Below are 24,826 nucleotides of genomic sequence, written 5' to 3'. Positions count from 1 at the left end.
TTACTGGAATATCATTATTTTGTATTTTTCTTTTTCGCTGCATTTTCCAATTTACTTTTTGGAGATGGAGTTATATCGGCGTCTTGACCGTAGCCTTGTGGATTTACTCCTCCAGCTGTTTTTCCTCTGTTTCCATGGTTTTTACTCATTATATTCACCTCATCAACTAGTTGTGGAAATAAAAATTCATTCATAGTATGAACAACCAAGAATAATATCATCCATAAAGAAAGAGACTATTTAAAAGAGGTGATGACGATGAATAAGGGCATTTATGTTGCTTTAATTAGTATTGGGTTGGCACAGTTTCTAAAGATACCTATACAATTTTTAAAAACAAAGAAGTGGGATAAAGGCTTGTTTTTTCAAACAGGCGGTATGCCAAGCTCTCATTCGGCAGGCGTATCTTCTCTTACAACATTTATAGCATTAAAGCGTGGTTTACCAACAATTGATTTTGCTTTGTCTTTAATTTTTGGCTTAATTGTTATGTATGATGCACAAGGGATTAGAAGACAAACAGGTGAATTAACATTAAAAGTAAATGATTTAGGCGAGTTAGTCGATAAAATTAATAAAGACAAAAATATCGCCTTTAAGGAGCAGCAGCCAAAAAAACTGAAAGAAATGCTTGGCCACCAGCCTCAAGAGGTGTTAGGAGGAGCTTTATTAGGGGTACTAGTTGGTTTTCTTGGACATTTATTTACAAAAAAGAAACGTTCATTACTGCGGTGGTAAACGAAAGGCTAGAGAAATAAAGTTCTTATGTTCTCTAGCCTTTTTAATTGTATAACTAGAATAAGAAAAATAGGTGACAAACGTTTGGAAAGAGACGGAAAAATGTTGAAAAAGCTAGAAAATTGTCGTGATATAAAGTAACATATAGGTAAAAGGATAGAGGGGAATGTACGTTAAGTTTGAAAACGGTAGAGGAATTTTTGCTCTTTTTAGAAAGTAAAGGCTTTTCCTTTGGTGAAGATGTGATAGGTTTTATTTATTTTGGTAAAGCATATACAAATGCTACAGATGAACTTGTCATAACTGCAATTGAATGTACTTTAAAAATACAAAAAAAATTTGATGGCAGTTTTTTCGTTTCCTTACTCGAGATGTTTAACGACAACGAATTGAAAACAAAAAAAGAAGTAATCGGCTTTATAAAAAGAAATCACTTATTTCCCCTCTAGAAAAAGAGGGATATTATTTTCCATCCAGAAAAGAGGATATTTCGATCCAGTTATCAGATAACCCGAGCGATTATACGAGAAAGCTATTAGAAAATTCGTATAATCGCATGGGTTTTTGCTCTTTTTAAGGCATTCCAAAAGGTTGTTGCATATCGCATCCTACATCCTAAATAACCTTCGCGTTTGCAGCTGTAATCCTGCACCTGAATAGTCTAAATGCTGTTTCATTAATCATATGCGGTTACTTAACTAACTTTAGGGAAAACATAAATAACCAAATATATAATCGCAGCTCTACTTACTAGTTTTATTAACGATTGTTTTACCAAGCCTTTACTTGGTGCCAACCTCTTTTTTATCCGCTAATTATTGGGTTTTATTATATGATTAAATCACTATTTTCTAAAAAAATCCCGTTTGAAAGAAATGTATATTTTATTGCTTTTGATGGGAAGGCTTAAAACAGAAAGGATGAAAACTTCCTTATTTATTTTTTCTAATGGCAATTCTTGCTAATTCGTCTGCTGTTTTATTCTCATTACTTGGAATCCATTTAATAAAGAATAATTCTAATTGACTGATAAGCTTTAAAGCTTGCTCTAAAAGCGGAGCAAATTTTTTGTTTTTCGCAAATTCCTTTTCCACTGCACGACTTACTAGTTCCGAATCAGTACGAAAACTTACGGTAAGATAATTATTATGGATGCAGATTTCTAATGCTTTAATCAATGCATAGTATTCCGCTTCATGATTACTCATTGAACCAAGAGGAAATGAATATTTATCCGCAGAACCATGGCCTTTTATGAAGACACCGGCACCACTTGGACCAGGATTTCCAGCACTAGCACCATCTATATAAACTTCAATCATTTTGCTACCTCCAAAAAATTTGATATGATTAAGCAATGATTATGTACGATCTGTGACTATTTTACTTTCATACTAATTGTATAAATTGTATATATATCATTAAACTTATATCGACTTATTAGGTGTGAGAAGTTTCCATCAGGATAGGAAATGAAAAATAAATAAGAAATAGGATGTAAAATATTATAAATGAAAAGATTGGTTTCTAAAAGTCCGTTGTTTTTGCAATAGTTTCAGTAGATGACATACTGTGAAGTTCTAATTGATAAGCTATTTTTTACGGAGATGGGAGAAAGTGAGAGATCATACAGCTGGGGAGAAAACAAAAAGGTTCTTGAGCTCCTTAATCAATCTTTATAAAAACCGTATAGTTAGGTGAATTTTTGATATCTTTTAGCAGAATAGTTTATTTTCCCCTCCATTAACGGACAATAAGAATAGTCCGGCCCTTATTGACGTCATTCTATATGTAGAAAGGTTGTTCCGTAATGAAATACAAATTAGAATATAAATTTCAAATGAAGAAAAAGAAAGATTTTATCTACTTTACATCAGATTGGATTCAATCAAGTATGGCTCTCGAAGCAGGGGATGAGTTGGAAAAACGCAATGATGTAGCAGATATTCTTTTTTATGATGAAAAAGGCACAAGCTGGACATTAAAAGAATTACGAAAGCTAAATGAAGAATTAGAAGAAGAGCCACATGACTTTACGATTTATTTTGATGGAGGTTACCATAAAGAAACGAAAACGGCGGGGATTGGCGCCGTACTTTTCTTTCATCAAGGAAAGAAAAAATTTAGAGTTAGGGCAAATGAATTATTTCATGATATCCTCTCCAATAATGAAGCTGAATATGCTGCTCTTTTCCACGCATTAAATCTTTTAGAAGAATTGGAAGTCAAGGGTGTTACTTGTGAAGTGAAGGGGGATTCTCAAGTAGTATTGAAACAATTAGAAGGCGAGTGGCCATGCTATGAAGAAGATTTAAATAATTGGCTCGATCGGATAGAATCGAAAATCAAAACTTTACATTTAAGTATGGTTTATACTTCAATTGGCAGAAACGACAATAAGGAAGCAGATAAACTGGCAACTCAAGCATTAGAAGGGAAACGTATCTATAGCAAAATGCAATTGCTCTAATCGGCAAGTAAGTAGAAAGGAGTGGTGGAGCTTGCAAAGAAAAGAACTGATGAAAGAAGCAGATGAATTAATGCAAGATTATTGTAAAGATTGTTTTTTATATCGCCAAAACAAAGTAGAGTATGGTAAAAGGAGAGCTCACCGCTTTTGTATTTCGCAATGTACGGTGGGAAATAAGCTAAGGGAATACGGGGAAAAACTATCCAGTTCAAAGTGATGGGGTCACTTTTTCCATAAGCAAAAAATAAAAGGGGATTTTTCAAGAAGAAAACTCCTTGAAAAATCCCCTGAATACTATTATTAATTATAGTTTAACAACATTAGCAGCTTGAGGTCCACGGTTTCCTTCAACGATTTCGAAAGAAACTTCTTGTCCTTCTTCTAATGATTTAAAACCTTCGCCTTGAATAGCAGTGAAATGTACGAATACGTCATCTCCGCCTTCAACTTCGATGAAGCCAAATCCTTTTTCGTTATTGAACCATTTTACTTTACCGTTTTGCATAATAAATTTCCTCCTAAGCCTTTCAAGACACATGAATTGTGCCTATAAAATAAATATTTTCATAGAACAAAATAATAATAGAAAATAATTATTCTGAATTTTGTTAAATGATGTCTATAATATACACGATTACCCATATGTAGTCAAGGTTTCTAAGCGTTTTTTCGGAAAACTTAATTAAATTTTTGGAAGGGTTTTCTTATAAAGTGAATAAAAAGAAAACGAATACATAGAAGAATTAAATATGGTGTGATTCAAAATAAATGGATGATAATATGATACTTGGATGAGAAAAAGAGGAGGGATCTGAAAGAGGTCTTTACCCAAACTACAATGTTACATAAATAATGATTTTCCACATATGATGAAATAGCAGTTTTGTTTTTTTTTTAGGAATTAGAATAAGAGGGTGGCTTAATGTATCGATTTTCAATTGAAAAGGAAAATTGGATTTTGCGATTTACCCCAAATATTGTTCTCGAGGAAGACAGTAAGGAAGCGTTAGTAAAAAGTATTCTTCAATTAGGGAGTGTGCTGCCTAGCTTTTCACATGGGGAGTCGTTTGTCATTTTGGTAAAAAAAATCGGGTTAATCGTATTCATTGTAGAAAAAATCCCATCTCTTATTTTAACTGTATCAAACATAATTGAAAAAGAAAATTGGTATATCCAAACAGACAGCAAAATTAAGAAGTACTTTATGTAAACTAGCTGACAGCTAGTTTTTTTATATGACGAGAAAAATTATTTTTTTAAAACTGTGCGCGCTTTCATTGTTGTACTTGCGGAGTTCAATTCTGACAGGCTTTTAAAAGGAGTTTGTTAAGCAAAAATTTCCTGTGAAAAAAAGCAAAAATTATTCTTGAAATCATTGAATTATAGGGGGAAATGTGTTTTTATTAACATGATTACTATTATATAACTGAGTTTATTTTTATGAAATAAACCCAAAACAAGAAAAGTAAAAAATAAATAAAAGGGAAGATTTATTAAAATGATTGAAACGATTGTAAAGAGCAGTCAAAGTCCGTATTATGAAATTTCCAGAGAAGACCAGATGATCCTTAGTCCATTTGAAGGAACTGTTAGTGAGATTCTAATGAAGGAAAAAGCTTATTTCTATGAGTGGGAACCTATTTTGACTATTAGAACATTAGCAGGAGAAATAAAAGATGTCAGTGTTCCATTTAGTGGATCTGTGGTGCAACTTTTAGTAAAAGCTGGTGATAAAATTGCAATAAATACGAGGTTAGCTTCTTTACAGGATGATTTATTAGTTACTGGTTGTGATTGATGATGCGAATGCATAGAGCTTTGCGAAATCTGAAAAAATATAAAATTGGTTATCGAACTTTTAAAACAGCAGTTGCGGTAAGTATAGGAATAACTATCGCCCAGTTTTTTCACTTAGATTTCTATGTATCTTCAGCAATTATAACCATACTTTGTGTTCAAAACTCGAAGAAAAAGTCTTTGCATAGTGCATTTTCACGTTTTATCGCATGTATACTTGCCATTCCATTTTCCTATGTTTTCTTTGAGGGTATGGCATATGAACCGTATATCATTGGTTTATTATTGCTATTATTTATCCCAACCACTGTCTTACTTAAGGTAAATGAAGGGGTTGTAACAAGTACTGTTATTATCCTCCATATATATTCCACCAACCATATGACTTGGGACGTTGTTCTTAATGAATGGGGATTAATCGTAATTGGAATAGGAGCAGCATTACTTGTTAATAGCTATATGCCTAGTCTAGATAAGGAAATGAAAGTTCATCAAAAAGATATAGAGTACTATTTTAAAGCATTATTGATGGATATGGTTGTTTACTTGCGGACAAATGAAATCACAGAAGAGTATGCTTCAAAATTAAAGCGTGCATCTGATATTGTACAATGTGCAAAATCAGTCGCCTATCGTGATGTTGAAAATCATTTTACTCGAAAAGAGAATTATTATTATCATTACTTCACAATTCGAGAAAAGCAATTAGAGATCATATCAAGGCTTTTTGATCGGATTTTATCTGTAGAGACATTAGATAATCAACGAGAGCTTGTGGCAGACTTTCTGGAAGAACTTAGTTTATGTGTCCATTCAGGAAATACAGCCGTATTATTTTTGAGTAAACTGCAAAGAGTAGAAGAGCTGATCAAGCATGATAAACTGCCTGATGACTGGGATTCATTTGAAGAACAGGCGCATGTCTTTTTTGTTTTAAAAGAATTAGAACAGTATTTACAAATTAAAAAATCCCTGAAGGTGGCATATTAGTTACTATAGGAAAGACGGAGGCCATGTTCTCCGTCTATTTAGTATGGAAGGAACCCCCTTTTTGTATGGTTAAATCAGTAGCAAAAATATAGTAATCTTATAAGTTAATTGAAAATACCTCAATATCCTCTAGTTGCATTTCTACAGCTTTTCCCCTTTCTATACAATTATCTTTTTTGCGATTATAATATTATTTTGTATAAAATAACAAGGAACGTAAGTTATGAAAAAAGGTGATATAGATGAAATTAATATTGGCAGAAAAACCATCTGTATCGAAAAACATTGCAGATGCTTTAAAAATAAAAAACAGACAAGATGGTTATTTTGAAGGAAATGGCTATATTGTTACATGGGCTTTTGGCCATTTATTGCAGTTAAATGATGCAAAAGATTATGATGAAAAAATGTCTACATGGAAATTAGAAAATTTTCCATTTATCCCTCCAAAATTTCAATACAAAGTAAAGTCTGATCCGAAAGATAGAGACAAACCTGACCGTGGAGCAGAAAAACAACTGAAAATTATTCATAGATTAATAAAAAGACAAGATGTAGATTCCATTATATCTGCATGTGACTATGATCGAGAAGGACAACTCATTGGAGATAGTATTATTTATAATTTAAAAACGGAAAAAGAAGTTTACCGCCTATTGCTGAATGAATGGACACCTAATGAAGTATTGAATGGATTAAATAATCTTCGCTCTAATAAAGAGTTACGTCCTCTTCAAGATGCTGGTGTCAGCAGACAATGGGCCGATTGGTTAATTGGTATTAATTTAACCTCTGTGGCAACTTTGAAATATCAAAAAGGCAAAGGGAAGGCATTAAATATTGGAAGAGTTTTATTGCCAACTCTTAAAATCATTTATGATCGTGATAAAGAAATCGAAAATTTCGTTCCAGAAAATTATTATAAACTGCAGGCAACGTTTATGACAGAAAACGGAAGCAGTTATATAGGTACTTATACTGAAAAAAAAGAAGAAAAGTTTAAAGAAGAACTATATTTGAAAGAAATAGAAGAACAGATTAAAGGCAAAACAGCAATTGTAACAGATAAGAAAGTGCAAAAGAAAAAGGAATATCCGCCTTTTTTGTTTAATCTTTCTAATCTTCAAGGCTATATAACTAGCAAATATAAGGGATGGACGGCCGATAAAGTATTAAAAGTTGCGCAAAGTCTTTATGAAAAGAAGTATATCACGTACCCAAGAACAGCGAGTATTGCCCTGGAAGAAAGTCTAATTGCAAAAACACAAAAAGTGGTAAATCTCCTCGCAGCAGATTTACCATTTAAAAATGAAGTGAAATTTGTTCCATCCAAACGGATTTTTGATAATAAAAAAGTGGAAAGCCACAGTGCGATTATTCCTACTTATGTCCTCCCAAAAAAATTAAGCCAAGAGGAAGAACAAGTATATGTAGCGATAAAAAATCGGTTATTAATGCAATTTATGCCTGTTGCTGAGGTAGAAGAGACAAGAATCATCACAAGCATGAATCATGTGGAATTAAAAGGTAGCTTTGTAACAAAAGGAAAAGTTCAATTAGTAGAGGGTTGGAAAAAGATTGAGAATATACAATCGAAAGATGTTATGCTTCCGTTAGTAAACTTGCAAGAAGAGGTTTTTACACAAAAAGCAGCCACTAGCACCCATACTACACAGCCGCCAAAGGAACATACGGAAAAGACACTGCTTCGGCTGATGGAAACTTGCGGAAAAAATTTTGATGCGGATACAGAGGAAGATGTATTATCCATTTTAAGCGGATTTAGCATTGGGACGCCAGCTACTCGCGCTGAAACGATCAAAAAACTCAAAGATATCGGTTATATAGAAGCAAAAAATAAAAGCTTAGTTTGTACGGAGTTAGGAAGAAGAATGGTCGAAATTTTTCCGATTAAAGATTTGTTTAACTTAGATTTCACAGGAAGACTTGAAAAAGCACTTTATGATATTGAAAAAGGACAATTTAGTAAACAACAATTTTTGCAAATAATTAGCAGCTTCACAACAAACGCGGTGGAAACAATAAAGAAGGAAGAAGATATCATTATCCAAGAAGTTACATATGCTAAGGCCAAAACAGAAGTATTGGGAAAATGTCCCCTTTGTGGTCATGCTGTTATAGAAGGAAAAAAGGGGTTTGGCTGCAGTAACTGGAAAAATGGCTGTAAATATGTCATTTGGAAAAATGATAAATTTCTTGCGACCATGAAGAAGAAGCCGACGAAAACGATGGTTAAAGCACTACTCAAGAATGGGAAAGCACCAGTTAAAGGATTAATTAGCAAAAAAGGAAATAAATTTGATGCTATCATGAAATATGAGAAGAATCAGGATAACGAGTATTTTAGTTGGAAAATGGAATTTCCCGAATAGATTTTGCTACAAATTTGCAACAGTGCTAAAATAGAAGGGTATAGCACATTGGAATTTTACATAAGGAAACAGTCTTTTTAGAAGGTTGTGTTAGAAAGAATCTTGTTTCCTTATTTTTTTTATAGTAAAATGCTTAAGAAACACTTTTATACCATCCTAGTTTAACTAGCTTATCCTTAAAACGCTTATTCCCTCTATAAAGAGGCGAATTTTTTGTTTGAACAGGTATTTACATACATATAACGTAGACAAGCATGATGGAATAGAATAGAAAAAAGGAGTAATCCTGGTAAAGGAGGGGTTGAATTGCCGACACCTAGTATGGAAGACTACATTGAGCGCATTTACAACCTAATAGAAGATAAAGGATATGCACGAGTATCAGATATCGCCGAAGGCCTATCTGTCCATCCCTCCTCTGTAACAAAAATGGTTCAGAAATTGGATAAGGATGAATATCTTGTTTATGAAAAATATAGAGGCTTGGTTTTGACCCCAAAAGGAAAGAAAATCGGTAAACGATTAGTGTATAGACATGAGCTTTTAGAGCAATTATTACGAATTATTGGGGTTAAAGAAGAAAATATTTATAATGATGTGGAAGGAATAGAACACCATTTAAGCTGGGACTCTATTGATCGTATTGGGGATTTAGTGCAATTTTTTGAAGAAAATCCACAACATGTAGAAGAGTTAAAAATAATCCAACAAAAAAACGATTCGATCGAATAAAGGAAGGGCAATTTTCTCTAGGTGTGTGCTTTAATAAAGCAGAATAAACGCCTACAGAGAATTGCCCTTGATTTTTTAAGAAACTGTTAAAAAATAGGTGGATAATTGTCAAAGTTATCTATTATCGAGTAGGATAAATCTTCTTGCTCTCTTTCATTTTCCACAACATCTACTCCATCAATTACCCCAGTTTCGATATCAAGCAAAGCTTTTCGATAGGAAATTACTCTACCATTAGATGTTTTAAAACTAATAATGTCTCCCATATAATTTCGCTCTACTGCAACAATTTTTTCCATAATTAGCCCCTTTCCTTCGTAATCACATATGATTTTTTTCTTACCAATTAATGTATATAAAATAGTATATACAAACACGTTTAAAATTATCATGAATTGCCGGCTGCAGTGATAGATTATAGAAGAAAATATATTTAACCTTACCCTATATTTTTATTTTCATGCAACTAGCTAAATGATATCCTTAAATTAACAATTTTAGAAGAGGTGAGAAAATGGGGAGATATGACTTAGAGGAATTTTTAGCTAAGACAGAGCAGCAAGATAAAAATGAAGGAGTTTTCGAACTAGAAACTGAAAGAATGCTTGAAATTAATTTAACAAATAAAATTTGGGCGAAAGCAGGAAGTATGGTTTCTTATCGAGGAAACATTCGTTTTACCCGCGAAGGTATTTTGGAACATGGAATAGGTAAAATGTTTAAAAAAGCGTTAACTGGTGAAGGTGCTTCCTTAATGAAAGCAGAAGGAACGGGGAAACTTTACTTAGCTGACCAAGGAAAGAAAATATCCATTCTCCGTTTAAATGGTGATTCTATCTTTGTAAATGGAAATGATTTACTGGCATTTGAGCCGTCTATCAAATGGGATATTAAGTTAATGAAAAGAATTGCCGGGATGCTATCTGGCGGCTTATTTAATATCAACCTGTCAGGAAGTGGCATCGTCGCCATTACGTCACATTACGAACCATTAACGTTAAGAGTTACTCCAAATAACCCGGTATTCACAGATCCTAATGCGACAGTTGCTTGGTCGGGAAGTCTACAACCAGAATTTGTAACAGACATAACTCTTAAATCGTTTTTTGGGAGAGGCAGCGGAGAATCTATTCAAATGAAATTTTCCGGAGAGGGCTTTGTGGTTATTCAGCCATATGAAGAAGTTTATTTTTCGAATAATGGAGGAAATAACAGCTAAATAGTCTATCATTAAAAAACCCAAACGATAATCTTCGTTTGGGTTTGAATCTTATGTGCCAGTCTTTTTTACTTGGTGCATTTTTATTTCCACTCATAAGGTGTTTCTTGATAGACATAATAATTCAGCCAGTTCGAAAATAGTAAATGAGCATGGGATCGCCAGCTATTTAATGGCTTTTTACTCGGATTATTCTCGGGAAAATATCCAAGAGGCAGATGAATGTTTAAACCTTTTTCTTTATCTCGTTTGTATTCTTCAGCAAGTGTGCTAGCATCATACTCTAAGTGACCAGTAACCATGATTTGTTTGCCTTTATTTCCACTAATAATAAAGGCGCCAGCTTCATCAGAGGCAGACAGCAGCTCAAGGTTTGGGTGTGCATTGATTTCTTCACTTGATACATTAGTATATCTTGAATGTGGAGCTAAATAGCTGTCATCAAAACCACGCATTAATTTATCTGACGGATTTAATACATGGTGGGAATAAATTCCATAACACTTTTGATCCAGTTCATACTTATTAATCCCAAAATGGTGAAATAAAGCTGCTTGTGCACCCCAGCAAATATGTAAAGTAGATGTCACATTTGTTTTCGACCATTCCATTATTTGGGTTAACTCATCCCAATAATCTACTTCTTCAAAACTCATTAATTCAACAGGGGCCCCTGTAATAATCATTCCATCGTATTTATTTGTTTTTATTGCTGCAAAATCGCGATAAAATTGTTCTAAATGATAGGAACTTGTATTCTTTGATTCATACGATGCTGTTCTTAAAAAGGAGATATTGACCTGCAAAGGAGTGTTACCAAGCAATCGCAATATTTGCACCTCCGTTTTTTCTTTTTGAGGCATTAAGTTTAATATTAATATGTTTAATGGTCGAATATCCTGGGTTCTTGCACGCCCTTCTTCCATTACAAATATATTTTCATCTTCCAGTATTTCTCGTGCTGGCAAAAGTTGAGGAATTCTAATAGGCATAAAGGTATGTCTCCTCCTAAAGTTATAATCGTCTTTTCAGTAATGTCAGTGGTGCTTACTGCATTTTTTTCATAACAATCGGTTTTAAACGATAAATTAGTTATTACTTTCTCCCATCAATATCATAGCTTATTATAAGTTTGATTTGAATATGTCGCAATCATAATGTTTTGAATTTTTGAAAGATATTATATAATCTTTTGGAAGGAAGAAATGTTAAAAAGGATTAGTGGATACATAATAAGTATGTTTGTAAGATAATGATTTTGTCGAAACGTGTATGTATCACGTCTCATTTAATGTACAATGTTAAAAGGAAGACCGAAATTAGCAGAGGATAATCATGGAGGTATAGACGTAAATGAAATCTGACATCGAAATTGCTCAACAAGCAGTTATGAAACCAATAATACATATTGCTGAGAGGCTTGGTTTATCAGAAGATGATCTTGAATTATATGGAAAATATAAAGCGAAAATCACAGCATCTACCTTAAATAAGTTGAAAAAGAATAAATCAGGTAAACTTATCCTTGTGACGGCTATTAATCCAACTCCTGCTGGCGAAGGCAAATCAACTGTTACAGTTGGATTAGGGGATGCGTTGAATAAATTACAGAGAAAAACCGTCATAGCAATGAGAGAACCATCTTTAGGTCCAACAATGGGCATAAAAGGAGGGGCTGCAGGGGGCGGTAAAGCACAGGTATTACCTATGGAGGATATTAATCTGCATTTTACTGGAGATCTTCATGCCATTACAACAGCAAATAATGCGCTGGCAGCTTTAGTAGATAATCATATACATCAAGGGAATGAATGTCGTATTGATCAGCGCCGTATAGTCTGGAAAAGAGCAGTTGATCTAAACGATCGTGCGCTGCGAAAAGTAGTGATTGGTTTAGGTGGTCCATTACAAGGAGTTCCGAGAGAGGATGGCTTTGACATTACGGTTGCTTCTGAAATTATGGCTGTATTATGTCTGGCTGCAGATATTAAGGATTTAAAAGTTCGATTAGCTCGAATGGTCGTTGCGTATAATGTAGACAGGGAACCTGTAACCGTGGGAGATTTGAAAGTAGAAGGTGCGCTTACATTACTACTAAAAGACGCAATTAAACCAAACTTGGTTCAAACAATCGAGCATTCTCCAGCGATTATTCATGGCGGTCCGTTTGCCAATATTGCCCATGGCTGCAATAGTGTCATAGCAACTGCTGCTGCTGCCAAATTAGGAGATTATGTTGTCACAGAAGCTGGATTTGGTGCGGATTTAGGAGCAGAGAAATTTTTAAATATTAAGGCTAGAAATAAAGAGATAGATCCGGAAATCGTCGTGATAGTTGCGACAATTCGTGCCTTAAAAATGCATGGAGGAGTAGCAAAGAAGGAGCTTGGGGTTGAAAATATAGAAGCGCTGCGAGCAGGTTTCGCTAATTTACAAAAGCATGTGGACAGTATTAAAGAATTCGGTTTACCTTTTGTTGTAGCTATTAATAAATTCGTAACAGATACTGAATTAGAAATTAGCGTGTTAAAAGAGCTTTGTGAACAAGCACAGATTCCCGTTGCTTTAACAGAGGTTTGGGAAAAAGGTGGAAATGGCGGTATAGAGCTTGCTCAAAAGGTTTTAGCGATTCTCGAAAAGAAAGAACAAAGTTTTCAACATTTATATTCGCTTAATACTACGATAGAAGAGAAAGTGCATGCGATTGCAACAAAAATTTATGGTGCGAATAGGGTAGAATATTCTTCTAAAGCAAAGAAACAGATTGCCGACTTTGAAAAATATGGTTGGGGACATCTTCCTATTTGTATGGCGAAGACACAATATTCTTTATCGGATGATCCATCATTAATTGGCAGACCAGAAGGATTTTCGATTACAATTCGTGAATTCAAGCCATCTATTGGGGCAGGCTTCCTTGTAGCACTCACTGGTGAAGTCATGACAATGCCAGGGTTACCGAAAACTCCTGCTGCTTTAAACATGGACGTTGATGAAGACGGTAAAGCAGTTGGATTGTTTTAAAATACGGTTGTATTTAGGAAAAAGGAGAACAAAGGATGTTTGATCCCACTGCGTTTGAAAATATGAGAACAGTAATGGAAGGCTTAATATATGATAAAGATTTAGATGGCGATATTATTGTCTTAGATCGAAATGATGTATTTAATAGTAGTAAGCTATCAAGAAATTATACCATTACTTTTCGATTGAAAAATCAACAAAATGCTAAGCTAATGTTTGAATTATCCGCTGATTTACAAAATTTATCGGCGGAACTATTAGAAAGTGTAAAAAAAGAAAAATGGATTGGTGCTACCGTTTATATTCATCTTTTTTTACGCCATAAGCAAGACAAAACTCTTTATCCACTATTACAGCAATTAGTGGAAGATATATGGGGAAAAGACTTGAAGATTAGGCAAGAAATCAGCTATCAGCCACTTGAGGCGGAGCAAACGATACTGAATCATATTACGATTGATTTTAATCGTTTAATCACAGAAGAACAGATAGATGATATGATTACGATGATGGAATTTATGGAAAAAACTTTAGCTGCCCTTCAATCGATTGATTCATTATTAACTGTATAAGGAGATTGTAAAATGAGCATTTACGATTTTAAAGTAAAAACGATGGATGGAAAAATGCAGGCATTAAGCGATTTTAAAGGGAATATCATATTAATTGTGAATACTGCAAGTAAATGTGGTTTTACTCCTCAATTTAAAGAGCTGCAAGAATTGTATCAAAAGTTTAAAGAGGAGGGGTTTGTTGTTCTAGGTTTTCCAAGTAATCAATTTATGAGTCAAGATCCGGGAACGAATGAAGAAATAAAATCATTCTGTGAAATGAATTACGGTGTGACTTTTCCGATGTTTGCTAAAATTGATGTGAATGGAAAAGAGGCAGATCCTCTTTATCAATATTTAACAAAAGAAGCACCAGGTACATTAGGTGTGAAAGCAATCAAGTGGAATTTTACGAAGTTTCTTATTGATCGAAATGGAAATGTCGTGGACCGCTATGCACCAAGTACAAGTCCTAGTGAGATAAAAGCGGATATTGAAAAGCTCATCCGATAACAGAAAAAAATAGGGATCTTCTGCTTTTAGTGAACGAACACCCTTTCACTAAAGGGCTGAAGATCCTTATTTTTTATGATAAGGAACGATTAACGATAAGAAAAGAGGCGGATAAATCCACTTTTTTTCTCCTTTGTTTCCCGCTCATTGAGATCGGCCAGCTTCTTTTTTCTAGATTTAGCATAGTATTGTTCCTCTTTTTCTTTTAGAACAATTGGATTTTCTAATAAAGTTATTTTTCTTTCTTGACTGGCAATATGTTCTTGTTGAAATTCGATATGCTCTTGCTGCTTTTTTAGTTGCTGTACTAATACTTGATTGAAATTTTTTTGAAGTTCTAATTCTTCTTTGATTGTTTGTAAATCTTGAAGAATTTTTTCCGTAGCTTCAGCGGCAATGGGGATAGAGGGTAAAGGGCTTGTCAGCTCATCTTCAATTTGTCTTAAAGACATTTGTTTTTCATTACGCATTTGTTTAACTTTTACTAAAATGTCTAAGCTTTTTTGATCGAAATATCGGTAGCCATTTTCGCCAATAATAACTGGTATGAGTGTTTTCAATTCTCTTAACCAATTTCGAACAACTCCAGGACCTTCATTAATATATTCTGCAGCTTCCTTCACACTTAATAATTTGCTGTTTTCTTCCTTAATCGTAAGTTCTTTTGATTGTACGCTTAACATTCTACACACCCCTCATTATAAAATAATCGAAACAGACCAATGGCAAGAAGGACGTTTAAAACCCTTGTCTTTATAATTTTCGCGAAAAGAAAAAAAAATCCTTTGACGAGCTTTGTCTAGTTTTGTTGGATATACATAATTATTAGAAAAATTATTATTATGGTATCTTTACAAAAATTCTCAATAATAATACGATAGAATAGGAATATTGGAAAAACATTCCTACAATAAAGAAAGGAGGAGTTAGGATGAATACAAATAAAGAAGTAACAATGCAAACAAAAATGGAAAATAAGAGGAAAGAGGGTTCTTAGTGGAAAAGATAATCAAGGGTTCAGAGGCAATTAAAATAGTAAGCTACCATGATGGTCTTGCTGGTAAAGTGGCCGACATGTGGACAAAAAGTAAAGATTCTTGGGGAGGAACAGGAAAAACAGAAGAACAAGTACGCGATCAACAGCAAAGCTCAGATAATATTGATACATTCTTAGCTGTTATAGGAGAAGAAGTAGTAGGGTACTGTGGTTTTTCTGTTTATAAAGAAGATGCAGGGGCCTTGTATGTTCCTTTATTAAATGTTCGTCCAGATTATCATGGCAAGAAAATTGGTAAGCTGCTTTTACTGCATGCCCTCAATGCAGCGACAGAATTAAAATGGCCAAGACTTGATTTATATACTTGGGCAGGTAATCTTAAGGCAGTTCCATTATATAAACGCTGCGGTTTTTTTTGGGAGGATAATGACCAATATACTCATCTTATGAATTTTATCCCAACTGTCCGAAATGATGAAGTAATGAATCATTATTTAAAGAACATGGATTGGTATGCAGATTTAAAAAGAAATCTTGAAATAAAGCCAGATGGGATGCTTAAAAGAGGTTTTACACATTATGAATATATTTGGCAAAAAGAAACAGAGACTGTTGTTGTAAAATTTGAAAAAACAAGTAGAGGAATCTGCTCTTTGGAAACAAAGGATTTTCAGATTGAATTAACAATGGACAATCATAAATGTATAGAAGAAATAGAGCATAAGGTCTATTTAAAGATGAAAAATAAAACAGCAAACCCGCTTTCCTTAGAAGCATTGGCAGATAATCAGGGCAGAATTCAATGCAGTTTTCAAAGTTCTCAAGAGATAAAGGGTAATCAAGAAATAGCGATTTCTTCTCCCTTTACGATTAAAAAAGGAGAAGAACCTGTAGATGGAAAGACCTTTCCAGCATTAAAGGTTACAGTTAGAATTAATGGATTAGAAACAAGCTTACAACTGGGGGTTTTCCCGCAAGCGCCTATTTCTATAGAGGGAAAGGAAATAGAGGCCATTTTAGCGAATGGAATGAAGACTTACTTAGATTTAGAGATTAGTAATAATTTAGAAAAAGATATTAATGGATATTTCACCATTCCCAAAAATGGCCACTTATATTTTGAAGGGGATAAGTATTCATTCGCACTGGCTAAAAAAGCGAAGAAGTGGATTCGAATTCCGGTTCAAGTGAAGAGCTGCGGCAGTTTTAAAGAAAAAATCATAGGAGAAATTGTGGAGAATGAGCAGGGGATTTTAACATTTGAAAAGGAAATTGCGCTTGCCTTAAAAGGGATTGGCGAACAGTTTGTAGTAGAACAAGAAAAGAGTTGGCAGGTTTATAATGGTCCACATCAACTTACCGTAAGCAAAATAGATCTTACGACAGAAATTGCTCATACAGACTTTGCTCTTTTTGCACCGTCTATTGGAAAGCCTTATTCCAATGAGCTGTCTAAACAAAAGCCATATAAAGTTCGTACAGAAAAGACTGGAAACAGTATTAAACTAGAGCTATTCTTTAAGTCTAATGCTTTTCCGTATCTGGATATTATGTTAACAAATCAGCTCTTTGCAGAAGGGTTGATTAAACGTTGGATAACAATTACTAATAATAGTTTGGAAGAAAAAGAAATCAGTGTACAGGAAACATTTTTTGACATATGGCAGAATCTCTATTTCCCTTTAAATGGGGAAGTTGTTTCCTTTAATGAATGGAACCTAGTACAACCTTTTGAATTAAATTCAAAGGATATAACGGGGAATTGGTATTTTACTTCTCCAAACTCTACCCCATTCGGTGTTGCATGGGCTAAAGAGGCCCGCATCAAAATGGATAATTGGAAGGTGCATGTAGAGGCGACAAGCATACTCGGAAAAAATGAATCCGTTGCTTTTTCGCCCATTAGTGTAAATATCGGTGCCTATCGTAATTGGCAGCAATGGGAGTTAGCAGCAGAAGGGTTACAGAGAGAGCACGCAAGTACTGTTACCCCAGGATTTAAGGTTGAATTTAATGAGGCAAATCTCATTATAGATAGAGATAATGACTTAAAAGTACGAATAAAGAATTATAGTAATCAAGCAATACAAGGTGAAATGACCATAACAATGAATGAAAGACAGGGAGATTCACAGAGAATTGATACGGGGGCATCAGAAATCTACCAAATTCAGCCTCAAAGGGATCTTCAATTAGGGCTAAACACAGTGAAAACAACCATTTCTTTGCCGGCAAAAATAATAGATAACGATGATTTATTTTTTGTGCCAAGCAGAAAGAACATGACAACAGAAGTGAAAATAGAAGAAGGAGTTACCGTATACCATGTTTCGAATGGAATAGTATCTTTTAAAGCTTCTCCTGCTTACTATCCAGGCGTCTATTCTTTAGTAGTAAATGGGAAGGAATGGTTGGAGCATGCTTTTCCTAAGCCTATCGCAAAAAGTTGGTGGAATCCGTGGTGTGGAGGTATAAAAAACGGTCCGCCAGATTTAAATGTATTTTCTCTCTTAAAGGAAGAGACAGCTTGTGCATTTACTAGTCTAAAAGATATCCATCATAACGAATGGACTGGTGTGAAGCTGGTAACAACGATAAGGCATCATGAGAAATGGAAGGGGTTAAAGTATGAACAATATTTCCTTACAATGCCAGGGATTCCTTTGCTCATTACATTTATAGAAATAATCGATGATGCAGGCAGACGTATGGCAGAAGAAGAATGGCATACAAACCTATTTATCACTTGCAATGAGGAGGAAAAAGCTGTTCTCCATATTCAGGATAACAAGGTGAGTACGAAACAATATATGGTTGCTTCAGAAGAGCAAGAAGTTAATATAAAGGGTCATTCCTATTTATCGCTAGAGCAAGAAAAGTGTTATTATATTGCAAGTGATAAATCAAAAGGTATAGATTTTTATAGTAATAAAGATGTGATACAGTTGATTTCCTATGCTAAGTGCAGAAGAACAGAGAACCGCTTATTTACAGAACCAACCTATCTTCTGTTTACCGAGGGGGAATTACAGTCTTCTTTAGTTAATAAGGTAAGGCAAATAGCATTTTCAGAAAGGGAATACGTAGATGAAAATAATTGATGCCCATATACACTACTCAAATATTGGATCGTTTAAAGAGACAGCTCGAGATCTTTCCTTTGTAGATTATAGTTATAATGGCTTGAAAGAAGAGATGAGGAAGGCTGATATTGTCCTTGCGATTGGGATGGGGGTTACAGAAACGCCGGAGATGGGCTTTCCTGATTATAAGGCCCAGACTCCAATGGGATTAGATTTGGACTTATTGGTTCCAGACAATGTCGTCTGCTGTGCTGGGATAAATCCATATGATATGGATTTATCGGCACAAGAACGATTAGAGCAGGAGATTCAAAAGCCACATGTTGTGGGAATAAAAATTTATTTAGGCTACTACCCTTTTTATGCCTATGATGAAGTATATGAACCTGTTTATCGACTAGCAGAAAAGTATCAATTACCAGTTGTGTTCCATACTGGAGATACATACTCTGAAAGAGGATACTTAAAATATAGTCATCCTCTAGCAATTGATGAAGTGGCTGTGAAACATCGTAATGTGAATTTTATGATGGCACATTTCGGTGATCCTTGGACATTGACTGGTGCGGAAATTATTTATAAAAATTCGAATGTATATGCCGATTTATCTGGTTTAATCGTTGGAACAAAAAAAGAACTGGAAGAAGCACATGAAGGGATTTTTCTCGATCATTTACGCCATGCATTAGTTTTTGCCCAATCATATGATAAATTGCTTTTTGGGACAGATTGGCCGCTAGCCCCATTTGAACCATATATAGAGTTTATAAAAAAGCTCATTCCAGAAACTTACCATGAAGACGTATTTTATCGAACAGCATTGAAGGTATTTCCAAAAATAAAGCCCTTTTTAAGTAAGAAATAGGAAATGAATAATTAAACGAAAGCCGGTGTAGAATAGTTTTATTTTCTACTCCGGCTTTCATATTTATATTGATTGTTCTTTCATATTCGAAAAACTACTTTTCATGATACAATATGGACATAATAGATTGCTGGATGTGAGAATAAATGAAGCTTATTACGAAAGTAGAAAATATAATAAAGCAAGAGATGGAGAATGATGCTAGTGGTCACGATTGGTATCATGTAGATAGAGTACGTAAAATAGCCTTATTACTTTCAGAAAAAGAAGGAATTGGGTATTCTCATACTATTGAACTATCTGCGTTATTGCATGACATTTCAGATGAAAAATTAAATAAATCAAAAAGCGAAGGGCAACGGAGATTAGCAAATATACTAATGCAGATTCCAATTGCGAATCAAGAGAAGGAACAGATTAAAGCTATCATCGAAACAGTTGGCTTTAAAGGAGGAAATGGGATAACTCCCAATGGCCTGGAGGCAAAAATAGTCCAAGATGCTGATCGATTAGATGCGATTGGAGCACTTGGCATCGCTCGTACTTTTGCTTATGGAGGAAGTATAGGAAGTCCTATCTATGATCCACATATAGCAGTAAGGGAAAAGATGACAGAAGAAGAATATCGAAAAAACAACTCATCTTCTATTCACCATTTCTATGAAAAACTATTGAAAATTAAAGACCATTTACATACAGACAGTGCTAAAAAAATGGCCGTGGAAAGGCATCAATTTATGGAAAGCTTTCTAAAAGAATTTTATAAAGAATGGAATGTACAAAATGAAGAGTATTTCAATTGAAAATGTAACAAAGACATATGGAGAGAAAAAGTTATTTGAAAACATCTCTTTTTCAATAAGTGAAAAAGAACGGGTAGGTTTAATTGGCATCAATGGAACTGGGAAATCATCCTTATTAAAAATTGTTGCAGGAATAGATATTCCAGACGAAGGAGATATCATAGCACCCAAGGATTTTCGTATAGCCTATTCTGCCCAAAGTCCAGAATTAAATCCAGATCTTACCGTATTAAACCAAGTATATGCTGGTGATGCACCGGTTTTAGCATTAGTTAAAGATTATGAAGCAATGATAATGGAAATCAACCATGATCCTGAGAACAATAAGCTTCATGAAAAATTATTTGATTTACAAAAAAGAATGGATGCTTTAAATGGCTGGGAAGTTCATACAAATGCAAAGACGGTATTAATGAAGTTAGGTATTACTAATTTTAATAAGAAGATTGGCGAATTGTCAGGCGGGCAAAAAAAACGGGTTGCTTTAGCACAAGTTCTGATTCAAGAACCAGATTTGCTTATTTTAGATGAACCGACAAATCATCTTGATTTTGAGGCAGTTAAATGGCTGGAAGATTATTTAAGCAGGTACACAGGAGCACTATTATTAGTAACGCATGACCGCTATTTCTTAGATCGTGTCACAAACAGAATGTTTGAATTAGATGGGGGCAATTTGTATAGCTATAAAGGCAATTACGGTGACTTTTTACAGGCCAAAGCTATCAGGGAAGAAAATGAAGCAGCTACTCTTGATAAGCAAAAGAATTTATTTAGAAGAGAATTAGAATGGATTAGAAGAGGGGCAAAAGCGCGTTCTACTAAACAAAAAGCCAGAATTCAGCGTTTTGACGCATTAGATGATAAATTAGCTAATGTTAAAGCTAAAGATAAATTAGATATCTCCTTGAAAGGTAGTCGATTAGGTAAGCAAGTCTTTGAATTGCTGGGGGCAAACAAACGTTTCCACGATAAAATAATCTTAAATAATTATAATTTGCTTGTAAAACCAGGGGATAGAATTGGAATAATTGGTAAAAACGGGACTGGTAAATCAACTTTCTTAAATATTTTAGCAGGCAAGGCACCCCTTGATTCTGGCGAAAGAATCATTGGTCAAACAGTAAAAGTGGCTTACTATACGCAAGAAAATGAAGATATGGATACATCTAAAAGAATGATTGAATTTCTAAAAGAAACGGCTGAAGTTATAGAAGCCTCCGATGGAAAAGTCATTACAGCTGCCCAAATGCTGGAAAGATTCTTATTTCCTCTTCATACCCATGGAACGATTATTGGGAAGCTATCTGGTGGGGAAAGAAGAAGACTTTATTTGTTGAAAATACTAATGGGAGAACCAAATGTACTCTTATTAGATGAGCCGACAAATGATTTAGATACACAAACATTAATGGTTCTGGAAGATTATTTAGAAGATTTTAATGGTGTGGTTATTACCGTATCCCATGATCGCTATTTTCTCGATAAGGTTGCTGAACAACTGTTGATTTTAAAAGGAAATGGTGTTATCGACACCTATTATGGCAATTACAGTGAATATTTAGAGGTGGAGAGAAAAGAAGATCAACAAATAAAAGATAAAACAGAAATACCACTTGCTAAAAAGGAAGTAAAAGAGAAAAAAGTAAGACTAAGCTATAATGAACAAAGGGAATGGGCAACCATTGATGAGAATATCGAAAAAGTCGAAGAAAGATTAGCTAAAATAGAAACAGAATTAGCCGAGACTGGCAGTGACTTCGAAAAAGCAGCTGAGTTAATGAAAGAGCAAGAACAATTAAATAACCAATTAGAACACCTAATTGAACGCTGGAGCTATTTATCTGAAATCGCTGATAATTCGTAGAAAAGCTGTTTATTTTCGATATAGCATTAAGCGTGATAAGATAAATGTTGAAAAAGAGGGGGATGGAAAATGAGAATTATTTCTATAGAGCCAACACCAAGTCCTAATACGATGAAAATTAATTTAGACCAAGAGCTGCCAATGGGAAAAAGTAATAATTATAAGGTTGATAATTCAGCGGAAGCACCTGAATTAATTCAAAATATCCTTTCCATTGAAGGGATTAAAGGGGTTTACCATGTAGCTGATTTTCTAGCGGTTGAAAGAAATGCCCGCTATGATTGGAAAGAATTACTTTCAAAAGTGCGGAATGTCTTTGGGGAGGACGAGGCTACAGAGGAGTCAAAAGAGATAAATGAACATTATGGAGAGATAAATGTTCAAGTTCAAATGTATAAAGGGATTCCCATGCAAATTAAATTATCGGATGGCACTGAAGAAAGAAGGTTCGGTTTACCTGATTCTTTTATTCAAGCAGTATCAGAAGTTCGTACACCTGAAGATAATGTAGTAATGACTCGTAAATGGAAAGATTTCGGCGTGCGCTACGGTGACTTTGAGGAAATTGGGCATGTAATGGTGGAAGAACTTGTTGCAGCATATCCACAAGAGCGAATTAATGCGATTATTGAGCATGCAAAAAATCCGCAAACTGAAGCAAATGAAAAACCGGTACGAGTGCGAACAAGGCTGTCATTTGCAGATTTAGAGAATCCAGATTGGAAAGTTAGATATCAAAAGCTGGAACAAAGCGAAGATCCTACAGTAGATGATATTCCTGTACTAACGAAAGCATTAGATGATGAAAAACCATCTATCCGCAGACTTGCGACTGTCTATCTTGGAATGATTGAAGATACAGCTGTTCTTCCTTCCTTATATAAAGCATTAAAGGATAAAACGGTAACAGTGCGGCGTACTGCAGGAGATTGCTTATCCGACTTAGGGTTTCCAGAAGCAATGGAAGAAATGATCCATGCATTAGATGATAAAAGCAAGATTGTTCGATGGAGAGCCGCTATGTTCTTGTATGAAGTTGGAGATGAGAGAGCATTGGCTGCACTTAAGGCTCATGAGGATGATCCAGAATTTGAAGTGAGCTTACAAATAAAACTAGCAATTGAGCGAATTGAACTAGGAGAAGAAGCAAAAGGTTCTGTTTGGAAACAAATGACCGAAGCGCGAAAATAAGCTGTAACTATATTTTCCTAATGCTAAAGATTGTACGAAAAACATTTCTAATGTATATTTAGGAATAGAATATACGTATATTATGGAGGGATTACTTATGTCAATGGCATATGATGAGTATATGAAACAAGTGGTAAAACCGATGAGAGCAGAATTAACCCAAGCAGGCTTTGAAGAATTGCTGACAGAAGACGCTGTGGAACAATTTATTGAAACAAACAAAGGTACTTCTTTAGTAGTGGTTAATTCTGTTTGTGGTTGTGCTGCAGGTTTAGCAAGACCAGCAGCAACGCAGGCAGTGCTTGCATCTGAAAAAAAGCCAGATCAACTAGTAACAGTATTTGCTGGCCAAGATAAAGAGGCAACAGCAAAAATGCGCGAATTTTTCGGGGATATTGAGCCTTCTTCTCCGTCCATGGCATTAATCAAAGATAATAAAGTTGTTCATTTTATTCATCGCTACGATATTGAAGGAAATTCAATGGAAGCAATTATGGAAAATCTTGTATCAGCTTTTGAACAATATTGCTAAAAACTTGGTTCATGAGAATAAAGGGTTACCTTTTTTCTCATGGACTTTCTTTTTTAGGTTTTTTGTATAGGGTTTATATTCGTCGATAGATAATTTAAATTTATCTATTTTATAATGATGACCTAATCTTAACATGATTCGTATTGAATATAGTATTACATAGAAGTAGGAGAAAAAATATGATTGTAACAACTGCCGGTAGGACAAATAAGGACATGCAAATTCTCGCAGATAGAATTGCCAAAGACTTCAACTGCAGATATGTCAGGAGAGAAAAAGTATCTATTCAGCACTTAAAAGAGCAATATCAATCAGATATTCTGATAATTGGGAAAAATAGATTTGAGTTCTGTTCGTTAAATGGAGAGGAGCCTTTCTTTTTTCACCCAAATTCAGCAGTCTTTCGAATAAAAAGGCTGATGAATAAGGAAAATGATCCTTTTATTGACGCAACCAATTTAACAAAGGGAAAGAGTTTCTTAGATTGTACTTTAGGACTTGCTTCAGATAGTATTGTTGCAAGTTATGTCGTGGGCAGTAGCGGAAAAGTGGAAGGATTAGAAGCGAATCAAGTGATTGCTTTTCTTGTAAAAGTAGGTTTGAAAGAATGGGAGACGAGTAATGCCGCTGTTGATGAGGCAATGCGAAGGGTTACAGTCAAGCATATTAACGCATTAGAGGCACTTGCTCGAAAAGAAGACAATAGTATAGATTGCGTATATTTTGATCCTATGTTTGAGGAAACTATTTCATCAGCTGGAATCAACCCGTTAAAACAACTAGCACTTTATGAAGAAGTGTCGGTAGAATTAATCAATCAAGCAAAGCGAGTGGCGAAAGAAAGAGTCGTATGGAAAGATCATTTTAGGAGCAGCAGATTTAACCAATTTCAATTTGAACAGGTGAAGCGTAAAACAGCTAAATTCCATTATGGAATCTGGTTAAAAAAAGAATAATAAAAAAATAACCTCTATGATAAGGATAATAGTAGAAGATTAGCTAGTAAATAATATATACTTATTCTATAAATATTTTTTCATATATTAACATCAGGATGCGGA

Annotated in this window: 26 protein-coding genes; 20 read left to right on the top strand and 6 right to left on the bottom strand. The window is 34.5% G+C overall.

Annotation, left to right across the window (positions count from 1 at the left end):
- Positions 1–14: 14 nt before the first annotated feature.
- Complete coding sequence (gene sspL / locus NSS71_RS09160; RefSeq protein WP_047940691.1) at positions 15–149, bottom strand: small, acid-soluble spore protein L; 135 nt, start codon at positions 147–149, stop codon at positions 15–17.
- Between the two features lie 109 nt (positions 150–258).
- Between sspL and NSS71_RS09155 the strand changes: the two genes are divergently transcribed.
- Positions 259–738 carry a divergent PAP2 family protein gene (locus NSS71_RS09155; RefSeq protein WP_047940418.1) on the top strand — a complete coding sequence of 160 codons (480 nt, stop codon included), beginning with the start codon at positions 259–261 and terminating at the stop codon, positions 736–738.
- A gap of 179 nt (positions 739–917) precedes the next feature.
- Positions 918–1,187, top strand: coding sequence for a DUF6123 family protein (locus NSS71_RS09150; RefSeq protein WP_047940419.1), 270 nt, complete (start codon positions 918–920; stop codon positions 1,185–1,187).
- 483 nt (positions 1,188–1,670) lie between these two features.
- Here the strand turns inward: NSS71_RS09150 and NSS71_RS09145 are convergent, their stop codons facing one another.
- Positions 1,671–2,060: a reverse transcriptase-like protein gene (locus NSS71_RS09145; protein ID WP_047940420.1), complete on the bottom strand. Its 390-nt coding sequence runs from the start codon at positions 2,058–2,060 to the stop codon at positions 1,671–1,673.
- Between the two features lie 488 nt (positions 2,061–2,548).
- Between NSS71_RS09145 and NSS71_RS09140 the strand changes: the two genes are divergently transcribed.
- Positions 2,549–3,208, top strand: coding sequence for a reverse transcriptase-like protein (locus NSS71_RS09140; protein ID WP_095320643.1), 660 nt, complete (start codon positions 2,549–2,551; stop codon positions 3,206–3,208).
- 31 nt (positions 3,209–3,239) lie between these two features.
- Positions 3,240–3,425: a zinc-finger domain-containing protein gene (locus NSS71_RS09135; protein ID WP_047940422.1), complete on the top strand. Its 186-nt coding sequence runs from the start codon at positions 3,240–3,242 to the stop codon at positions 3,423–3,425.
- A gap of 87 nt (positions 3,426–3,512) precedes the next feature.
- Here the strand turns inward: NSS71_RS09135 and cspD are convergent, their stop codons facing one another.
- On the bottom strand, positions 3,513–3,713 hold the full coding sequence (gene cspD / locus NSS71_RS09130; RefSeq protein ID WP_009332654.1) for a cold-shock protein CspD: 201 nt from the start codon (positions 3,711–3,713) through the stop codon (positions 3,513–3,515).
- Between the two features lie 417 nt (positions 3,714–4,130).
- On the opposite strand from cspD, the gene NSS71_RS09125 reads away from it, so the two are divergent.
- From NSS71_RS09125 to mntR, 5 genes are all read left to right on the top strand, one after another.
- Complete coding sequence (locus tag NSS71_RS09125; protein WP_047940423.1) at positions 4,131–4,418, top strand: hypothetical protein; 288 nt, start codon at positions 4,131–4,133, stop codon at positions 4,416–4,418.
- A 288-nt stretch (positions 4,419–4,706) separates the two neighbouring features.
- Complete coding sequence (locus tag NSS71_RS09120) at positions 4,707–5,006, top strand: hypothetical protein (protein WP_047940424.1); 300 nt, start codon at positions 4,707–4,709, stop codon at positions 5,004–5,006.
- Positions 5,006–5,995 (top strand): aromatic acid exporter family protein, encoded by a 990-nt coding sequence (locus NSS71_RS09115; protein ID WP_235844424.1) that lies wholly within the window; start codon positions 5,006–5,008, stop codon positions 5,993–5,995. Before NSS71_RS09120 ends, NSS71_RS09115 begins: the two co-directional genes overlap by 1 nt.
- Positions 5,996–6,237: 242 nt before the next feature.
- Complete coding sequence (locus NSS71_RS09110; RefSeq protein WP_047940425.1) at positions 6,238–8,388, top strand: type IA DNA topoisomerase; 2,151 nt, start codon at positions 6,238–6,240, stop codon at positions 8,386–8,388.
- Positions 8,389–8,694: 306 nt separating this feature from the next.
- Positions 8,695–9,120, top strand: coding sequence for a transcriptional regulator MntR (gene mntR, locus NSS71_RS09105; protein WP_047940426.1), 426 nt, complete (start codon positions 8,695–8,697; stop codon positions 9,118–9,120).
- 86 nt (positions 9,121–9,206) lie between these two features.
- Here the strand turns inward: mntR and NSS71_RS09100 are convergent, their stop codons facing one another.
- Positions 9,207–9,419 (bottom strand): DUF3892 domain-containing protein, encoded by a 213-nt coding sequence (locus tag NSS71_RS09100; RefSeq protein WP_047940427.1) that lies wholly within the window; start codon positions 9,417–9,419, stop codon positions 9,207–9,209.
- A 215-nt stretch (positions 9,420–9,634) separates the two neighbouring features.
- Here NSS71_RS09100 and NSS71_RS09095 point away from each other — a divergent pair, with 215 nt between their 5' ends.
- Positions 9,635–10,339, top strand: coding sequence for an AIM24 family protein (locus tag NSS71_RS09095; RefSeq protein ID WP_095320644.1), 705 nt, complete (start codon positions 9,635–9,637; stop codon positions 10,337–10,339).
- Positions 10,340–10,422: 83 nt separating this feature from the next.
- On the opposite strand, the gene metA is transcribed toward NSS71_RS09095, so the two are convergent.
- Positions 10,423–11,331: a homoserine O-acetyltransferase MetA gene (gene metA / locus NSS71_RS09090; RefSeq protein ID WP_047940429.1), complete on the bottom strand. Its 909-nt coding sequence runs from the start codon at positions 11,329–11,331 to the stop codon at positions 10,423–10,425.
- A gap of 361 nt (positions 11,332–11,692) precedes the next feature.
- On the opposite strand from metA, the gene NSS71_RS09085 reads away from it, so the two are divergent.
- The 3 genes from NSS71_RS09085 to NSS71_RS09075 are packed head-to-tail and all read left to right on the top strand — an operon-like array spanning position 11,693 to position 14,427.
- Entirely contained in the window at positions 11,693–13,363 is a 1,671-nt protein-coding gene (locus tag NSS71_RS09085; RefSeq protein ID WP_095259075.1) for a formate--tetrahydrofolate ligase, read from the top strand.
- Positions 13,364–13,398: 35 nt separating this feature from the next.
- Positions 13,399–13,935 carry a hypothetical protein gene (locus NSS71_RS09080; RefSeq protein ID WP_047940431.1) on the top strand — a complete coding sequence of 179 codons (537 nt, stop codon included), beginning with the start codon at positions 13,399–13,401 and terminating at the stop codon, positions 13,933–13,935.
- Between the two features lie 12 nt (positions 13,936–13,947).
- A complete protein-coding gene (locus NSS71_RS09075; RefSeq protein ID WP_047940432.1) occupies positions 13,948–14,427 on the top strand; it encodes a glutathione peroxidase in 480 nt (159 codons plus the stop codon).
- A gap of 89 nt (positions 14,428–14,516) precedes the next feature.
- Here NSS71_RS09075 and NSS71_RS09070 read toward each other — a convergent pair whose 3' ends face one another.
- Positions 14,517–15,110, bottom strand: coding sequence for a MerR family transcriptional regulator (locus NSS71_RS09070; protein WP_061796447.1), 594 nt, complete (start codon positions 15,108–15,110; stop codon positions 14,517–14,519).
- A 313-nt stretch (positions 15,111–15,423) separates the two neighbouring features.
- Here NSS71_RS09070 and NSS71_RS09065 point away from each other — a divergent pair, with 313 nt between their 5' ends.
- The 7 genes from NSS71_RS09065 (at position 15,424) to NSS71_RS09035 (ending at position 24,721) form a co-directional block, all read left to right on the top strand.
- Positions 15,424–18,525: a GNAT family N-acetyltransferase gene (locus tag NSS71_RS09065; protein WP_047940434.1), complete on the top strand. Its 3,102-nt coding sequence runs from the start codon at positions 15,424–15,426 to the stop codon at positions 18,523–18,525.
- Positions 18,512–19,372, top strand: coding sequence for an amidohydrolase family protein (locus NSS71_RS09060; RefSeq protein WP_047940435.1), 861 nt, complete (start codon positions 18,512–18,514; stop codon positions 19,370–19,372). The genes NSS71_RS09065 and NSS71_RS09060 overlap by 14 nt, the downstream gene beginning before the upstream one ends.
- A gap of 146 nt (positions 19,373–19,518) precedes the next feature.
- Complete coding sequence (locus NSS71_RS09055) at positions 19,519–20,175, top strand: HD domain-containing protein (RefSeq protein WP_047940436.1); 657 nt, start codon at positions 19,519–19,521, stop codon at positions 20,173–20,175.
- Complete coding sequence (gene abc-f, locus NSS71_RS09050) at positions 20,156–22,042, top strand: ribosomal protection-like ABC-F family protein (RefSeq protein ID WP_047940437.1); 1,887 nt, start codon at positions 20,156–20,158, stop codon at positions 22,040–22,042. The genes NSS71_RS09055 and abc-f overlap by 20 nt, the downstream gene beginning before the upstream one ends.
- A 69-nt stretch (positions 22,043–22,111) precedes the next feature.
- On the top strand, positions 22,112–23,233 hold the full coding sequence (locus NSS71_RS09045; protein WP_061796442.1) for a conserved virulence factor C family protein: 1,122 nt from the start codon (positions 22,112–22,114) through the stop codon (positions 23,231–23,233).
- Between the two features lie 97 nt (positions 23,234–23,330).
- Positions 23,331–23,765: a BrxA/BrxB family bacilliredoxin gene (locus NSS71_RS09040; RefSeq protein ID WP_047940439.1), complete on the top strand. Its 435-nt coding sequence runs from the start codon at positions 23,331–23,333 to the stop codon at positions 23,763–23,765.
- Positions 23,766–23,944: 179 nt separating this feature from the next.
- Entirely contained in the window at positions 23,945–24,721 is a 777-nt protein-coding gene (locus tag NSS71_RS09035; protein ID WP_047940440.1) for a class I SAM-dependent methyltransferase, read from the top strand.
- The last annotated feature ends 105 nt before the right edge of the window (positions 24,722–24,826 follow it).

Source organism: Niallia sp. FSL W8-0951, from assembly GCF_038006525.1.
Classification (GTDB): Bacteria; Bacillota; Bacilli; order Bacillales; family Cytobacillaceae; genus Niallia; species Niallia circulans.
Note: the sequence above shows the minus strand (reverse complement) of the source record. Positions and strands in the feature narration are given on the sequence as shown.

Coding starts and splice junctions, on each gene's coding strand:
- NSS71_RS09155 (WP_047940418.1), top strand. CDS start 259: ATGAATAAGGGCATTTATGTTGCTTTAATTAGTATTGGGTTGGCACAG.
- NSS71_RS09075 (WP_047940432.1), top strand. CDS start 13,948: ATGAGCATTTACGATTTTAAAGTAAAAACGATGGATGGAAAAATGCAG.
- cspD (WP_009332654.1), bottom strand. CDS start 3,713: ATGCAAAACGGTAAAGTAAAATGGTTCAATAACGAAAAAGGATTTGGC.
- NSS71_RS09115 (WP_235844424.1), top strand. CDS start 5,006: ATGATGCGAATGCATAGAGCTTTGCGAAATCTGAAAAAATATAAAATT.
- NSS71_RS09095 (WP_095320644.1), top strand. CDS start 9,635: ATGGGGAGATATGACTTAGAGGAATTTTTAGCTAAGACAGAGCAGCAA.
- sspL (WP_047940691.1), bottom strand. CDS start 149: ATGAGTAAAAACCATGGAAACAGAGGAAAAACAGCTGGAGGAGTAAAT.
- NSS71_RS09085 (WP_095259075.1), top strand. CDS start 11,693: ATGAAATCTGACATCGAAATTGCTCAACAAGCAGTTATGAAACCAATA.
- NSS71_RS09110 (WP_047940425.1), top strand. CDS start 6,238: ATGAAATTAATATTGGCAGAAAAACCATCTGTATCGAAAAACATTGCA.
- NSS71_RS09100 (WP_047940427.1), bottom strand. CDS start 9,419: ATGGAAAAAATTGTTGCAGTAGAGCGAAATTATATGGGAGACATTATT.
- metA (WP_047940429.1), bottom strand. CDS start 11,331: ATGCCTATTAGAATTCCTCAACTTTTGCCAGCACGAGAAATACTGGAA.
- NSS71_RS09035 (WP_047940440.1), top strand. CDS start 23,945: ATGATTGTAACAACTGCCGGTAGGACAAATAAGGACATGCAAATTCTC.
- NSS71_RS09125 (WP_047940423.1), top strand. CDS start 4,131: ATGTATCGATTTTCAATTGAAAAGGAAAATTGGATTTTGCGATTTACC.
- NSS71_RS09070 (WP_061796447.1), bottom strand. CDS start 15,110: ATGTTAAGCGTACAATCAAAAGAACTTACGATTAAGGAAGAAAACAGC.
- abc-f (WP_047940437.1), top strand. CDS start 20,156: ATGAAGAGTATTTCAATTGAAAATGTAACAAAGACATATGGAGAGAAA.
- NSS71_RS09060 (WP_047940435.1), top strand. CDS start 18,512: ATGAAAATAATTGATGCCCATATACACTACTCAAATATTGGATCGTTT.
- NSS71_RS09145 (WP_047940420.1), bottom strand. CDS start 2,060: ATGATTGAAGTTTATATAGATGGTGCTAGTGCTGGAAATCCTGGTCCA.
- NSS71_RS09140 (WP_095320643.1), top strand. CDS start 2,549: ATGAAATACAAATTAGAATATAAATTTCAAATGAAGAAAAAGAAAGAT.
- NSS71_RS09120 (WP_047940424.1), top strand. CDS start 4,707: ATGATTGAAACGATTGTAAAGAGCAGTCAAAGTCCGTATTATGAAATT.
- NSS71_RS09045 (WP_061796442.1), top strand. CDS start 22,112: ATGAGAATTATTTCTATAGAGCCAACACCAAGTCCTAATACGATGAAA.
- NSS71_RS09080 (WP_047940431.1), top strand. CDS start 13,399: ATGTTTGATCCCACTGCGTTTGAAAATATGAGAACAGTAATGGAAGGC.
- NSS71_RS09055 (WP_047940436.1), top strand. CDS start 19,519: ATGAAGCTTATTACGAAAGTAGAAAATATAATAAAGCAAGAGATGGAG.
- NSS71_RS09040 (WP_047940439.1), top strand. CDS start 23,331: ATGTCAATGGCATATGATGAGTATATGAAACAAGTGGTAAAACCGATG.